At 71.6% G+C, this 14,886-nt stretch carries 12 protein-coding genes; 7 read left to right on the top strand and 5 right to left on the bottom strand.

Annotation, left to right across the window (positions count from 1 at the left end; genetic code table 11):
• Window positions 1-141 precede the first annotated feature (141 nt).
• Window positions 142-1,335 (top strand): RtcB family protein, encoded by a 1,194-nt coding sequence (locus ACTWQF_RS13390; RefSeq protein ID WP_443279568.1) that lies wholly within the window; start codon window positions 142-144, stop codon window positions 1,333-1,335.
• Between the two features lie 175 nt (window positions 1,336-1,510).
• Here the strand turns inward: ACTWQF_RS13390 and ACTWQF_RS13385 are convergent, their stop codons facing one another.
• A complete protein-coding gene (locus ACTWQF_RS13385) occupies window positions 1,511-1,873 on the bottom strand; it encodes a MerR family transcriptional regulator (RefSeq protein ID WP_443279567.1) in 363 nt (120 codons plus the stop codon).
• A 74-nt stretch (window positions 1,874-1,947) separates the two neighbouring features.
• On the bottom strand, window positions 1,948-2,721 hold the full coding sequence (locus ACTWQF_RS13380; RefSeq protein ID WP_443279566.1) for an SDR family NAD(P)-dependent oxidoreductase: 774 nt from the start codon (window positions 2,719-2,721) through the stop codon (window positions 1,948-1,950).
• 303 nt (window positions 2,722-3,024) lie between these two features.
• Between ACTWQF_RS13380 and ACTWQF_RS13375 the strand changes: the two genes are divergently transcribed.
• The gene (locus ACTWQF_RS13375) at window positions 3,025-4,557 is read left to right on the top strand and encodes a sugar transferase (protein WP_443279565.1); all 1,533 of its coding nucleotides are present in this window, start codon (window positions 3,025-3,027) and stop codon (window positions 4,555-4,557) included.
• A 173-nt stretch (window positions 4,558-4,730) separates the two neighbouring features.
• Here the strand turns inward: ACTWQF_RS13375 and ACTWQF_RS13370 are convergent, their stop codons facing one another.
• Window positions 4,731-5,687, bottom strand: coding sequence for a GDP-L-fucose synthase family protein (locus tag ACTWQF_RS13370; RefSeq protein WP_443279835.1), 957 nt, complete (start codon window positions 5,685-5,687; stop codon window positions 4,731-4,733).
• Window positions 5,688-5,863: 176 nt separating this feature from the next.
• Here ACTWQF_RS13370 and gmd point away from each other — a divergent pair, with 176 nt between their 5' ends.
• From gmd to ACTWQF_RS13350, 4 genes are all read left to right on the top strand, one after another.
• Entirely contained in the window at window positions 5,864-6,880 is a 1,017-nt protein-coding gene (gmd, locus tag ACTWQF_RS13365; RefSeq protein WP_443279564.1) for a GDP-mannose 4,6-dehydratase, read from the top strand.
• A 285-nt stretch (window positions 6,881-7,165) separates the two neighbouring features.
• Entirely contained in the window at window positions 7,166-9,250 is a 2,085-nt protein-coding gene (locus ACTWQF_RS13360) for a CBM96 family carbohydrate-binding protein (protein WP_443279563.1), read from the top strand.
• Complete coding sequence (locus ACTWQF_RS13355; protein ID WP_443279562.1) at window positions 9,247-9,744, top strand: hypothetical protein; 498 nt, start codon at window positions 9,247-9,249, stop codon at window positions 9,742-9,744. Before ACTWQF_RS13360 ends, ACTWQF_RS13355 begins: the two co-directional genes overlap by 4 nt.
• Window positions 9,745-9,804: 60 nt before the next feature.
• On the top strand, window positions 9,805-10,665 hold the full coding sequence (locus ACTWQF_RS13350) for a glycosyltransferase family 2 protein (protein ID WP_443279561.1): 861 nt from the start codon (window positions 9,805-9,807) through the stop codon (window positions 10,663-10,665).
• On the opposite strand, the gene ACTWQF_RS13345 is transcribed toward ACTWQF_RS13350, so the two are convergent.
• The gene (locus tag ACTWQF_RS13345) at window positions 10,610-11,827 is read right to left on the bottom strand and encodes a glycosyltransferase (protein WP_443279560.1); all 1,218 of its coding nucleotides are present in this window, start codon (window positions 11,825-11,827) and stop codon (window positions 10,610-10,612) included. The genes ACTWQF_RS13350 and ACTWQF_RS13345 overlap by 56 nt on opposite strands.
• Before the next feature lie 99 nt (window positions 11,828-11,926).
• Between ACTWQF_RS13345 and ACTWQF_RS13340 the strand changes: the two genes are divergently transcribed.
• A complete protein-coding gene (locus tag ACTWQF_RS13340) occupies window positions 11,927-13,429 on the top strand; it encodes a hypothetical protein (protein WP_443279559.1) in 1,503 nt (500 codons plus the stop codon).
• 69 nt (window positions 13,430-13,498) lie between these two features.
• Here ACTWQF_RS13340 and ACTWQF_RS13335 read toward each other — a convergent pair whose 3' ends face one another.
• Window positions 13,499-14,788: a hypothetical protein gene (locus tag ACTWQF_RS13335; protein ID WP_443279558.1), complete on the bottom strand. Its 1,290-nt coding sequence runs from the start codon at window positions 14,786-14,788 to the stop codon at window positions 13,499-13,501.
• Window positions 14,789-14,886: the final 98 nt, after the last annotated feature.

Raw genomic sequence — 14,886 nt, 5'->3', positions numbered from 1 at the left:
GGTGCGCGCCGAAAACCCTTTGCCGTCGCGGGTGCGCAGGGGCGCACAATGAAGGCCGCGGGAAGCCCGTCACGGGGGCGGGCTTCCGGATTCGTACAGACGATTTGCTGTGTTTGCTGGAATACGGGGGAGTTGGACTTCATGTCGTACGTGGAGATGCCCGGGGCCCGGGTGCCGATCCGGATGTGGACGGACCCTGGCACGGTGGAGGACGCGGCGCTGCGGCAGCTCCAGAACGTGGCGACGCTGCCGTGGATCAAGGGGCTCGCGGTGATGCCCGATGTGCACTACGGCAAGGGCGCGACCGTCGGCTCGGTCATCGCGATGCACGGCGCGGTCTGCCCGGCGGCCGTGGGGGTGGACATCGGGTGCGGGATGTCGGCGGTGCGTACGTCGCTGACGGCCAACGACCTGCCGGGGGACCTCTCGCGGCTGCGCTCGAAGATCGAGCAGGCCATTCCGGTGGGGCGGGGCATGCACGACGAGCCGGTGGAGCCCGGCGATGTGCACGGGCTGCCGACCTCGGGCTGGGACGACTTCTGGGCGCGCTTCGGCGGCGTCGCCGAGTCCGTACGGTTCCGGCAGGAGCGGGCCACCAAGCAGATGGGCACGCTGGGCGGGGGCAACCACTTCATCGAGGTGTGCCTGGACACCACGGACCAGGTGTGGCTGATGCTGCACTCCGGTTCGCGGAACATCGGCAAGGAGCTCGCGGACTTCCATATCGGCGAGGCGCAGAAGCTCCCGCACAACCAGGGCCTGGTCGACCGCGATCTGGCCGTCTTCGTCAAGGACACCCCGCAGATGGCGGCCTACCGGCACGATCTGTTCTGGGCCCAGGAGTACGCCAAGTACAACCGGACGCTGATGATGGGTCTGCTCAAGGACGTGGTCCGCAAGGAGTTCAAGAAGGCGAAGCCGGTCTTCGAGGAGACCATCTCCTGCCACCACAACTATGTGGCGGAGGAGACTTACGACGGGATGGACCTGCTTGTCACCCGTAAGGGCGCGATCCGCGCGGGCGGCGGCGAGTTCGGCATCATCCCGGGCTCGATGGGCACCGGCTCGTACATCGTCAAGGGCCTCGGCAATGCGGCCTCCTTCAACTCCGCCTCGCACGGCGCGGGTCGGCGCATGAGCCGGAACGCCGCCAAGCGGAGGTTCTCCGAGCAGGATCTCGTGGAGCAGACGCGCGGGGTGGAGTGCCGCAAGGACGCCGGGGTGGTGGACGAGATTCCCGGCGCCTACAAGCCGATCGAGCGCGTCATCGACCAGCAGCGGGACCTGGTGGAGGTCGTCGCCAAGCTGCGGCAGGTCGTGTGCGTGAAGGGCTGAGCGCGGCCCGGCCGGCGGAGCAGGGGCGCTCGGGGCTCATCGGGGGTGACCGGCGATGAGGTGACTCATCGCCGGTCCTTGTCCCGGTCGCGCCCCTGCTCCAGGCAGTGAGCCATCAGCCGGAGCGCGTACGCCGCGTCGCGCGCAACCGGCCGGAAGAGGTGGCGATTCAGGCTCAGGCCACCGTCCGTACCGTCGCCTTCCGCAGCGCGTCCCGCAGACGGTCGCGGGCCTCGGTCTGGGCGGCGATCCGGGCCTCCAGGACGGCGAGCCGCTCCTGAGCGATGCGCAGGCCCTCCCGGGAGGGCGGGACGGTGGCCATGTCGCCGTCCAGACAGGCGGCGAAGAAGCCTACATCCTCCAGGGTCAGCCCGGCATCCAGGAGGTAGCGGATGTTGCGGACGCGGACCTCGGCAGCGGCGTCGTAGACGCGGTAGCCGTTCGGTGCCCGCCGGGAGGTGAGCAGTCCCGCTTGCTCGTAATGCCGCAGCGCCCGCGCCGTCGTACCCGTCCGCCGTGCCAGCTCTCCGATCCGCATGCTGCCACCACCTCCCGGAGGGAGTGTTATCACGGCGGGCGGCGCGGCAGGTATGGCCATCCCCACAGGAGCTGTCATGCCAGCACCGCTCCCCCGTCCACCGGCAGCACGGCGCCGGTGATGAACGACGCCTCGGGCGCGGCCAGTCCGACGATGGCCCAGGCCACTTCCTCGGGCCGGCCGATGCGGCCCAGCGGGGTGTGGGCGATCTGCCACTCACGGATCGCCTGGCGCCGCTCGGCGGGAAGGCCGCTGTGCTCGCCGATGGGGGTGTCGACAGCGCCCGGCGCCACGGCGGCGACCCGGATCCCGTGCGGTGCCAGGTCAACGGCCCAGCTGCGGGTGAGGAGTTCGAGCGCGGTCTTGGTGGCGGCGTAGAGGGAGTTGCCGGGCCAGGCGCGCTGGCCGACGGACGTACCGACGTTGACGACCACGCCGCCCGCGGGGGCCGCCTTGAGCGCGGGGAGCGCGGCCTGCGTCAGCAGGACGGGCGCGGTGAGATTGGTGGCGAGCTGGGTGTCGATGCTCTCGCGGGTGTAGTCGCCCAGGCGCTCCGCGCAGACGATGCCGGCGTTGTTGACCAGCACGTCGAGCCGTCCGGTCGCCTCCAGCGCGGCAACCACGATGCGCTCGGGCACGTCCTCGTCGGTGAGGTCGGCGACGAACGGGGTGATGGCGCCGGGGCCGGGCTCCGCGGCGGTCTCCTCAAGCGGTGCGGTGCGGCGGCCGACGGCCAGGACATGGGCTCCCTGCGCGGCGAAGGCACGCGCCGTGGCCCGGCCGATGCCGGTTCCGGCACCGGTGACGACGACGGTACGGGGCTGCGGGCTGCGGGTGTTCTCGGTCATGCCCGCATCCTCGAACCCTGCCGCAGGCGTCAAGGTCAAGCCGGGTGCCGGGGGCTCTGCCGAGGCCGGGACCAGGGCCGGAGCAGGCAGCGTTTTCCGGCGGGGATTCTGCCCAGTGAATCACCCGGAATATACGCGTACTGCCTGACAACCCCCACCGCACTCTCCGCACTTCTTATGGGGAAGTGAACACCTGGGCACGCAGAGTGCTCATATGGCTTAAGGTCTGGGCAGTCGGCGCATCTCCACTAAAAGGGGCGGGGTCAGGTGCGCCGTGGGGGTTCCGTGTACCTGGGGGGGTTCATGCGGCGCGACTCTGCGTTCGTGTCCGAGGTGGGGAGACCGGCCGAGCCGGGGATGGGGAGAGGCGGCAGCGGCAGGAGGGGCAGCAGGGGTAAGGGGCCGGAGCGGTCCGGTGCCCGCGACACCAGGGACAAGTCCGGCTGGTACCGGCCTGTGGCGCTCGCCGTCGACACCGTCGGCATCGCGCTTCCGGTGGCGTTCTTCTTCCACCAGGCCGGGCAGTCGCACATCGCCGCGGCCACCGCGACGGCCACGCTCACCTGGTTAGGGGTGCTGACGGCGCACCGGCGGTACGGCCGGTGCCGGCTCGGTGAGACGCGGGGGATGGTGACCACCCTGCACGACTGGCTGACGCTCCTCGGACTGCTCGCCGTCGTCCGCGTACTGACGGGCGAGCACTCACCACCCGCCGTCGCGCTGCTCGCGCTCGCGCCGGCGCCGCTGCTCACCACGGCCTGCCGGTCACTGACACACCGTCACCTGACGGGCCAGCGCCGTGAAGCGCACGCCGTGCAGCGGGCGCTGGTGGTCGGCGAGGGCAGCGCCGTGGACCGGGTGGTGGAGCAGCTGGCGAGCCGGACCGACCATCCGTACGTCGTCATCGGCGCCGTACCGGTCGGCCCCACGGCCAACCGCAGCGGCGTCCCGGAGGCCGGGCAGCTGGAAGCCGACCCGCAGAGGCCGGAGGGCGGCGGCGCGGACGGTGCTGCCGTACTCACCGCGGCACGGCAGAACCAGGCCGACACCGTGCTGGTGGCTCCCGGCTCGCTGCTGAGCGGCGAGCGGCTGCGCACGCTGACCTGGGCGGTGCAGGACGCGGGGCTGCCGTTGGTGATCGCCTCGGGGCTGGCCGATGTGGCGCTGCGCCGGGTACGGCCGTCCACCGCCGCCGGGCTGCATCTGCTGCATGTGGACCCGCCGGTACGGCGCGGCCCGCAGCTCGCCCTCAAGGCAGCACTGGACCGGACGGGCGCCGCGCTGGGACTGGTGCTGCTCGCCCCGCTGTTCGCGCTCCTCGCGCTGGTGGTACGGCTCGACTCGGCCGGGCCCGCGTTCTACCGGCAGACCCGGATAGGCCACCGCGGAGTGCCCTTCACCATGTGGAAGTTCCGCTCCATGGCCGTCGACGCCGACCGGCTGCGGCCCCAGCTCATCGCCGCGAACGAGGTGGACGGCCCGCTGTTCAAGATGCGGGCCGACCCCCGGATCACCCGGGTGGGCCGGGTGCTGCGCCGCACCTCCCTCGACGAACTGCCGCAGCTGCTGAACGTTGTGCGCGGCGAGATGTCATTGGTGGGCCCGCGGCCCCCGCTGCCGGAGGAGGTGGCCGCGTACGGTTCCACGGCGCTGCGCCGACTGCTGGTCAAGCCAGGGCTGACCGGACCGTGGCAGGTCAGCGGGCGCTCCGATCTGTCCTGGGACGAGAGCCTGGCGTTGGACCTGCGGTACGCCGACAACTGGTCGTTGACGACCGATCTGGATCTGCTGGCCCGCACGGTGCGGGCCGTGGTCGATGGACGGGGGGCTTACTGATGCTAACCCCGCATGGGGGCTGCGCTTGCGCCGCCGAGGGACACGCGCCCCGTCAGGGGCGCGGGGAACTGCTCCCCCAGCCTCCGGCCGGGAGGTGCCCCCACCAGCCAGAACACACCCGCGGCCTGCGGACGACGGGCAGGGGCACCCCCTCCCCAGCCGCCGGAGACGGCCTACGCCGCAGATGCGGTGCGGAGCCACCACTCGTACGTCGAGCGGATGCCCTCCCGGAGGGAAATCTCCGGGCGGAAGCCCAGCTTGAACAGCCGGGAGACGTCCAGGAGTTTGCGCGGGGTACCGTCCGGACGACTGGTGTCCCACCCGATGCGGCCCTCATAGCCGACCACGTCGGCCACCGTCCCGGCGAGCTCGGCAATCGTCAGATCCTCGCCGCAGCCCACGTTGACCGGCGAAGCCGCATCGTACGCGCGCAGCAGCAGCAGACAGGCGCGCGCCAGATCGTCGACGTGCAGGAACTCACGGCGCGGGGTACCGCTCCCCCACAGCACCACCTCCTCCGCACCGTTCCGCTTCGCCTCGTGGAAGCGGCGGACGAGGGCCGGGAGGACGTGCGAGGTCTCCAGATCGAAGTTGTCGCCGGGGCCGTAGAGATTGGTGGGCATGGCCGAGATGTAGGAGGCGCCGTACTGCTCGCGGTGGGCGCGGATCTGGGTGATGCCCGCGATCTTCGCCAGCGCGTACGGCTCGTTCGTCGGCTCCAAAGCGCCGGTGAGCAGAGCTTCTTCGGTGATCGGCTGCGGCGCGTGCTTGGGGTAGATGCAGGACGAGCCCAGAAACAGCAGCCGGGGCACGCCCGCCGCGTGCGCGCCCGCTATGACGCTGAGCTGGATGCGCAGATTGTCCTCCAGGAACGGCACGGGCTGCGTCTTGTTCGCCATGATGCCGCCGACCTTGGCCGCCGCCAGCACCACCGCGTCCGGCCGCACCTCGCGCAGCCAGCGCTCGGTGCGGTCCGCGTCGCGCAGGTCGAGCGCCGTGCGGTCGCGGGTCAGCACCTGATACCCCTCCGCGGCCAGCCGGCGGACCACGGCCGAGCCCACCAGCCCGCGGTGGCCCGCGACGAAGATCCGGGCTTCGGACGGCAGCAGGTCGCGGTCCGGGGCGACCATAACGGGCTCGGTGCGGGGCTCCTGCGTATGCGGCTTCGGCGTCATGCTGCCGGATTCTGCCAGCAGCCACCCCCGTTCGGGGAGATAGCCGACAAAAAGAACGTAACGAACAGACCGCCGCACCACTCGGCTGCGGCGGACCACTCCACCCTCGACCACCACCAGGACGGCGGCACATGGCCAAGAGCGCACTGATCACCGGCATCACCGGCCAGGACGGGTCGTATCTGACCGAACTCCTGCTCGGGAAGGGCTACACGGTGCACGGCCTGGTACGCCGTTCCTCGTCCTTCAACACCGGCCGCATAGACCACCTGTATGAGGACCCGCACGACGAGGGCCGCTCCCTCGTGCTGCACCACGCCGACCTCGCGGACGGCGTCGCCCTCGTCAACCTGCTGCGTGACCTGCGGCCCGACGAGGTCTACAACCTCGGCGCCCAGTCCCATGTCCGGGTCTCCTTCGACTCCCCCCTCTACACCGGCGACGTGACAGGGATGGGCACCATGCGATTACTGGAGGCAATCCGGGCCAGCGGCATCGACACCCGTATCTACCAGGCGTCGTCCTCCGAGATGTTCGGCGCCGCCCCGCCGCCGCAGCACGAGGCGACCCCCTTCCACCCGCGCAGCCCCTACGGCTGCGCGAAGGTCTTCAGCTACTGGGCGACGGTCAACTACCGCGAGGCGTACGACCTGTTCGCGGTGAACGGCATCCTGTTCAACCACGAGTCCCCGCGGCGCGGTGAGACCTTCGTGACCCGCAAGATCACCCGCGCCGTCGCCCGTATCAGAGCCGGACTGCAGCAGCATCTGTACCTGGGCAATCTGGACGCGGTACGCGACTGGGGATACGCGCCCGAGTACGTCGAGGCGATGTGGCTGATGCTGCAGGCCGACGAGCCCGACGACTACGTCGTCGCCACCGGAGTCGCGGCGACGGTACGGGAGTTCCTGCACGAAGCCTTCCGGGCCGGCGGGCTGGACTGGCAGGAGCACGTCCGCTTCGACCCCGCGTACGAGCGGCCCACCGAGGTCGACGCACTGATCGGCGACGCGGCGAAGGCGGAGGCCCGGCTGGGCTGGAAACCGCGCGTGATGTGGGGCGAGTTGGCCCGGATCATGGTCGAGGCCGATATCTCCGCGCTGGACGCCGAGCTCTCGGGAAGAGCGGTCCGCGTTGATCGCGGGTGACGGCCCCAATTTGCGTACCCGGCATGGGGGGCTGCTCCCCCTGGGGGCACCTCCCAGCGGTAGCTGGGGGACTCCGGCCGGGAGGTGCCCCCACCAGCCCTGCTCCCCCAAGCTCTTCGAGCAGGGGGTACCCCCAGGCGCAGACCTCCCAAGCGCAGCAGCGCCCCGAAGGGCGCGGGGAACTGCGCGACCAGCCACGACGCACCCGCAGGCCGCAAGCGCCGTGCAGGGGCAACCCCTCACCGGAACAGAACAGACGCGGCACAACCCAATGGGGGACAGCAAATGAAACGCAGCAAAAGCCGCAAAGCGGCAGCCGCGGCAGCGGCCATCGCGCTGGCCGCAACCGCACTGGTCGGCCCCGCCCTCACCGAGCGCGGCGCCCAGCAGGCGCACGCCCTCACCGCGCCGGTGGCGATGACGGCGGACGACTTACCGACATGGCAGACGAACGGCGTCGTATGGGCGATGGCTCAGTCCGACGGAGTCGTCTTCGCGGGCGGCACGTTCTCCGCCATCCGCCCGCCCGGCGCGGATCCCGGCACCGGCGAGCGGCAGGCCGTCAACTTCGCGGCGTTCGACGCGGCGACGGGCGCGCCCACCGACTGCCGGCTCAACTTCACGGTGGGCAGCGGCACGGCCACCGTGCGGGCGCTGGCAGTCTCCCCGGACGGCAAAACCCTCTACGCGGGCGGCAACTTCGCCGCGGTGAACGGCACATACGTCAGTCGCCTCGCCGCCATCGACATCGCGACGTGCAAGGTGAAGCCGGACTTCAACGTATCGGTGTCCTCGACCGTGCACGCGCTGGCCGCCACCGATGACACCGTCTACCTGGGCGGTGACTTCACCTCGGTGGAGGGCCAGAGCCGCAGCCGGTTCGCGGCGCTGAGCACCGGCGGAGAGCTGCGGTCCTGGAGGGCGGACGCGGACCTGACGGGACGCGCCGTGGAGGTCACCCCGGACGGGAAGAGCGTGGTACTCGGCGGCGACTTCGCCCGGGTGCGCGGTACGGACTCGCACGCGCTGGCCGTCGTCGACGCGGCCTCCGGCGCACTCAAGCGTGCCTACGGCCGCACCTTCGTGCCCCGCAACTCCGTGGTCAAGAGCCTGTATGTGGACGAGACCGGGATCTACACCGCGAACGAGGGCACCGGCGGCGGGGTGTTCGACGGGCGGATCGCGCTGGACCTGGACGACTTCTCCCAGCGCTGGCGGGACACCTGCCTGGGCGCCACCCAGGACGTCACCGTCTACAAGGGTGTGCTCTACAGCAGCTCGCACGCGCACAACTGCTCCAGCATGGGCCAGTTCGGCGAGCTGTACGAGCGCCAGCATCTGCTGGCCGAGTCGGTGGACGACCCGACACCGCTGCTGTCGTGGTTCCCCGACACGGACGACGGGCCGGCGAACGTGGAGCAGGTGGGGCCGCGCGTCATGGTGGCCTCCTCCAGCGGCGGCAGGGACTACATGTGGGTGGGCGGCTCGTTCTCCCGGATCGCCAGCAACGGCAACAAGCCGCAGCAGGGCCTGGTGCGCTTCGCCAACGGACCCGACACCAGGGACCCGACCGTCCCCGAAGGGGTGAACGCGGCAAACGTCACCTCGGGCGTACGGGTGACCTGGCCAGCCAGCACCGACCTGGACGACCGCACACTCACCTACCGCATCTACCGCAACGGCGCGTCCGAGCCGGTGGGAACCGTCCGGGCCAACTCCACCTTCTGGGACCGGCCCACGGTCAGCTTCACCGACACCACCGTCAAGCCCGGCACGGACTACACCTACCGGATCACCGCCGGTGACGCGGACGACGCCAACACCAGCGCCCGCTCGGAAGGGGCGACGGTACGGACGCCGGGTACGCCGACGGAGACGACGGTGGAGCGGGAGGCGACCGGCGACGCCTATGTGAACGGGTCCTCGGTCACCTCGAACTACGGCACCCACCAGCAGCTGGCCGTGCGCGGCTCGTCCCCGTACGAGACTTATGTGCGCTTCAGCGTGCCGTCGCCGCCCAGCGGCATGGTGCTCCAGGATGCCAAGCTGACGGTCACCACCAGCGGCGACAGCTTCGCCCCGACCGGCGACACGGTCAGCGTCCGCCCGGTCACCGGCTCCTGGTCGGAGTCCGGGGTGACCTACGCCGGGCGGCCCTCCCTGGGCACGACGGCGCTGGGCTCCCTGAACGGCGCGGCGGAGTCGAATGCGGCCTACGACATCCCGCTCAGCAAGAGCGCCGTCGGCGACGCGGCCGGTGACAGTCTCGATCTGGCGCTCACCAGCACCGGCAGCGACAGCATGTGGCTGCTGGCGCGCGAGTCCGGGGGCACCGGCCCCAAGCTCACGCTGACCTACCGGAAGCCGTGAGCGTCCGTAAGGCCGCAGCCGCGGTGGCCGCCCTCGTGGCGGCCACCCTGGCGCTGACGGCCGGTTGCAGCACGGGCGGGGACAAGCAGAACGGGGCGGAGGAGAGCCACCCCGGCGGGCGGCCGGGCGCGAGCGCCCCCGCGTCGCCGGGCACGGAGCCACCGCCGCCGCAGGACGGCCAGGAGCGTCAGCCCACGGACCCGGACGGCAAGGCCACACCGAAGGTGCCCCGCGCCCAACTCACCCCCGCCACCGGTTCGTTCACCAAGAAGGAGAAGAAGTACCTGGTCGGCCGGGTGCCCGAGGGCCTGGAGCCCGCCACCGTGCTGGAGGCGGGCCGGACCGCCTGCGCGCGGCTGCGGACGACGGCCGAGGCGAGCCGCAAGGACGCGATCAGTGCGCTGAAGGCCGGTGAGATCGACAACGCCGGGCCCGCGGTCAAGCACCTGTGCCCGAAGCTCAAGCCGCTGCTCGAAGCGGCGGGCAAGAAGTGACAACCGAAACACGAAGTGACATCCGAAAGACGTGACACCCCGAACCCAGGAGAGAACCTCGTGGAGAAGCTGCCCGTCGTCGTCGCGATACCGACCAAGAACGAGGCCGAGAACATCGAGACGACCGTACGGTCCGTGATCGACCACTTCGCGCACGTCGTCGTGGTCGACTCGGACAGCACGGACGACACCCGCGCGCTCGCCAAGGCCGAGGGCGCCGAAGTGCTGCCCTACACCTGGGACGGCGGGTATCCGAAGAAGAAGCAGTGGTGTCTGGAGAACGTCCACCCGGAAATCGACTGGGTCTTCTTCCTCGACGGCGACGAGACACCCAGTCCGGAGCTGCTGGCCGAGATACGGCACATCTTCCGCCCGCCGCCCGGCCACACGGTGCGCCCCGCCGCCTTCGACATCCCGCTCGGCTACTGGTTCGCGGGGCGCAGGCTCCGGCACGGGTACACCATCGTCAAGCGTGTGCTGCTGGACCGCACCCGCTGCCGCTTCCCCGAACCGGACGATCTGGCCGCGCCCGGGATGGGCGAGCAGGAGGGCCACTACCAGCCACTGGCCGACCCCGTGGTCCGCCTGCACTCCCCCATCGAGCACCAGGACCTGGACCCGGTACGCACCTGGTTCGAGCGGCACAACCGCTACTCGGACTGGGAGGCCTGGCTGGAGCAGCACCCGGCCGTACGGGAACAGATCCGGCAGGCCAAGACCCGGCAGGGCCGCGTCTTCCACCGGGCCCCGCTCAAGCCGCTGGTCTCCTTCGCCTACGCCTACGGCTGGAAACGGGGCTTCCTGGATGGCCGCGCCGGGCTCGACTACGCGCTGGCGATGAGCTTCTACCGCTGGCAGATCGGGCTCAAGGCACGCGAGTCGGCGTCCGGGCAGCGGGGCCTCGGGAGGGGTCCGCACTGACCCGGTCCCGCAGCACCTTCGCGTATATGTCCCGCAAGGTGTCCACCACCGCATCGAGCGTGAAGCTGTCCTGCGCCAGCCGCCAAGCCGCCTGCGAGGCGGCGGCGTTGGCCGCCGGGTCCAGCAACTCCAGCACCGCCCGGCCGACCCGGGCCGCGTTCTCCGGGTCGGCCGGCGCGCTGTCCACCAGCCGTCCGGCACCGGCCGCCGCCACGTCCGGCGCCAGTCCGCTGGTCCGGGTGACGACGACGGGCAGCCCCACCGACAGTGCCTCCAGCACGGAGACGGAGAAGGCGTCCTTGATGGACGGCAGCACATACACGTCGCTGGTACGCAGCCGCTCGACGACGCCGGCGTGGTCGAGCGCCCCGACGTACTCCAGCGCGTGCCCGGCTCCCAGCGACCGGGCCAGCGCCAGCATGTCGCCGGCCAGCGCACCGGTGTCGGGCCCGGCCATGACGAACCGCGCGTCGGGGTGCTTGTCCAGCACTGTCGGTATCGCTCCGACGAAGTCCTGCGGGCGCTTGCCCTCCTGCACCCGGGCGCAGTACAGCACCGTGGGCGGGCGGCCGGGCTCCCTGGTCGTCGCGCGCATCGGCTGCGGGGCGACGCCGTTGACCAGCCGGTACGCCGGGCCCATCGGCTCCGGCGCAACCACCGCTGCCGTCAACTCCCGCTCGCGCGGGGTGAGATGGAGTACGGCATCGGCCTGCTTCAGCACCCAGCGCAGGCCCAGCACATCCACGGCGCGCGCCACCCGCTTCTCGGTCGGGTCGATCATGCCGTGCGTCTGCAGTACGAGGGGGCGGCCCATCCGGGCGGCCAGCAGCGCGACGGGGAGGGTGACCAGATCCCGCATGAGATGGACGTGCACGACGTCCGCGGAGCGCAGCATCCGGGGGGCCGCGGCGAGGAGGGCGGCAGAGGTGATGCCGCTGACCTCGAAGCGCGGCAGCACATGGCGGGCCTGGAAGAGGCGGGCCGGAACACCGTCCACCGTGCGCGGAAGCGCCTTCCCTTCGGGGAAGCCGTCGCCCAGGGCCACCACGACGGCCTGGTCGCCCTTCGCCCGTAATCCCCGGCACAGGTTGAGCGCGACCCTGGTGGGCCCGCCGAAGTCGTGGGTGGGCGTGTGCAGCGTGACGATGTGCAGCGCCTTCAATGGTCCCCCCTCGTTGGCTACTTGCAGAGACATTAGCCGATATATGGCTGTCTGCCCCTGCTCTTCCCGTTTCTGGCGCAGACCTCCCGGGGCAAAGGCATGAGCGCGGCCACCGAACGGACCGCGGCGGCGGCGTTCCACGGCTCGGCGCCCCGCGCAGTGCTGTCCCGCGCGCTGGCAATTCCGCTGGTCGCCGCGCTGGTGGCGGTGCTGCCCGCGACGGTGGCAACGCAGCCGGGGCCGGGCCCGCACGACGCCGCGTACTGGCTCCAGTTGGCGACCTGCGCATACTCCGGCACCCGCCTGGCGGCCATGGTGCTGACCGCGCACCGCCGCCTCACCCAGGGCGCGTTCTGGCTGTTCTGCTACATCGCGATGGGCATCGCACCCCTGGCGCAGACGGTGCTGGACAGCACGCCGACCCCGGTCGTCGGCCCCCGGTCCGACACGGTGCTGGCCTCGGCGCTGGTCCTGGTGGGCATTGTCGCGTTCGACGTGGGGGCGCTGCTGGCCCGCCACCGGCCGCCGCTGCGCAGCCGGATGCACGACCGTCACCGGCCCGCGGCGACCGTGCACCCGTGGCGGCTGTATGTGCTGTGCGTCCTGGCGCTGGCGGGCAGCGGGCTGCTGACGGCCGAGCTGGGCGGCCCGGGGGTCTTCTTCAGCAACCGGCAGGAGATCAGCGAGTCGATCGAGGGCGCGGCGGGTGCGGCAGGCGCGGAGGCGGCCTCGCAGGCGGGCTCCGCGTTCCTGCGCGGGTTCGGCACCGTGCCCGCGCTGCTGGCGCTGCTGTTCCTCACCCGCTGGCTGGTGGTCTCCCGGGCGGCGCGGCGCAGGCCGCTGGTTCCGGTGCTGTGGCTGGCGATGCTCGCGCTCAACGTCGTCGTCAACAACCCGGTCTCCAACCCCCGGTACTGGTTCTTGACGGTGCTGTTCTCACTGCTGTTCACCGCGTTCCCGCGCAGCCCGGTGATGTACCGGGCCGCGCTGGCGACGGGGGTGGCCGTGGCGCTGGTGGTGTTCCCGTTCGCGGACCGGTTCCGCTACGAGGAAGGCACCGACCGGCCCCAGCAGTCGACGGGTTCGATCCTGGAACCGCTGACGATGAAGGACTACGACCAGACGGGCATGCTCGCCAACACGGTCACGTTCGTCGGCTCCGGCGAGGGCCACAGCTACGGGCGTCAACTGGCGGGCACCACCCTGTTCTTCGTGCCACGGTCGGTGTGGACCGGTAAGCCGCACGACCCGGGCACCCGGGTGGGCGAGTGGATGGGCATGCCGTATCCGAACCTCTCCTCCCCGCTGTGGGCGGAGTTGTGGCTGGACTTCGGGCCACTGGGCATGGCGCTGGGCTTCGCCGCCGTCGGCTACGGCGCCGCCCGCGCGGACCGGCGCTATGCGCGCCATGCGCGGCGTACGGCACAGGAGTCCCCCGCGGGCCCGGGCAGCGTCGCCGCTGTGACGGTGCCGCTCGTCGCCGGTTACAGCTTCATCCTGCTGCGGGGTTCTTTGCTCCAGGGCATGGGGCGGGTGGCGATCGCGGTGCTGTGCGTCGGCTTTGTCACGACGTTTCGGGAGGGCCGCCCGGGCGTTAGGTAGGGGGTGCCCCTATCCACCGTCCGCTGATTGCGGGTGGGTTGTGGCTGGGCGCGCAGTTCCCCGCGCCCCTTACGGGGCTCGTCCCTCCCCTGCTGCGCTGTGCTTGGGCAGTCTGCGCCAGGGGCGCAGGGAGGGCAAGCGCAGCCCTCCATGCGGGGCACCCAATAGCCGGGTCACCCGCAGCCAGCTGGCCGCGCCCTTCGCGGCGGAGCCCACGCACAGGCCCCACGCCGCGCCGAGCACCCCGCCCAGCGCGTAACCGCCCAGCAGGCAGCCGACGGACGCGAGGGAGAAGACGAGCTGGATCGGCAGCGTCGTCCGCGGGCGCAGCACCCGCAGGGTCAGCAGCCCGCAGGTGCCCAGCGCCATCGCCGCGTACTGGCTGCCGGTGGCGGGCAGCAAGCGCGCTGCCGACGCCCAGGTGTCGCCGAGCAGCGCCCGCCCGTAACCGTCAGGAAGCAGCAGCAGAACGGTGGTCCACGCCGCGGCCACCCCGGCCAGCACTCCCCCGGCGGCGCCCGCCGCGCGCGCGGCACGGCGGGTGTCCCCGGCCCGGTTGAGAAGCGGGGGCCCGAACCCGGTGGCCGCGTTGAACAGCACGTTCATCGGACCGTAGAGGGTGGTGGCCCCGCGCAGCGCGCCCACCGCCAGCGGGTTGGCGATCAGTCCCAGCCCGATGATGGCCAGTTGGCTTCCCGCGTTGCCGACGCCGAACTCGACGGCGAACCGGCGGCCCAGATGGTCCCGGCGCAGATAGCAGGCCGGATCCTGGCCCGCACCCCGGGTGTGCCGGCGCAGCAGCCACAGCGCCACCGCGAGCGCGGGCAGCGCGGACAGGCCCCAGGCCAGCAGGAGCCTGGGTGCACCGGCACCGGGCGGCTGGGTGGCCAGCGCGGGCAGCACGGCCGCCAGCCGTGACACATCGGCGATCAGGGCGTGGTGGGGGCGGTGCAGGGTGGAGAAGGCGTAACGGGTGGTCTCCTGCGTCAGCGCGAGCGGCAGCACCAGCGCGAGGGCCGCCAGCGCCGTTGCCGTTCCGCCGCCGGTCACCCACAGCGCGAGGGCTGCGGGCGCGCCGAGCGCGGTTGCCGCCACCGCGGTGAATGCCACCGCGGAACGGCATGCCCGTGCCACGCTTTCCGCTCCCCCCTGCTCCAGCACGAGGGCCTGGCCCACGTAGGCCACGGTGAGGCCGAGGAGGACGGTGAAGACCGTGTAGACGAGGGAGAACGTGGCGAACGCGTGCACGTCCGATCGCCGTGCGGCGACGATGAGGACGGCGATGTTCGTCCCCGCGGCCACGCCTTGATCGGCGACGGAACATAGGAGGGCCGTGCGGGGTCTTGGCCGCCGTGGCATGGACTCCCTCCCGTGTTCCGGCACGGGGTGCCCCTGCCCCCCGCTCATCGGCTGCGGCCACGTCGTGGCTGGTGGGGGCACCTCCCGGCCGGAGGCTG

The organism is Streptomyces sp. 8N114, from assembly GCF_052245835.1.
Taxonomy (GTDB): domain Bacteria; phylum Actinomycetota; class Actinomycetes; order Streptomycetales; family Streptomycetaceae; genus Streptomyces.
Note: the sequence above shows the minus strand (reverse complement) of the source record. Positions and strands in the feature narration are given on the sequence as shown.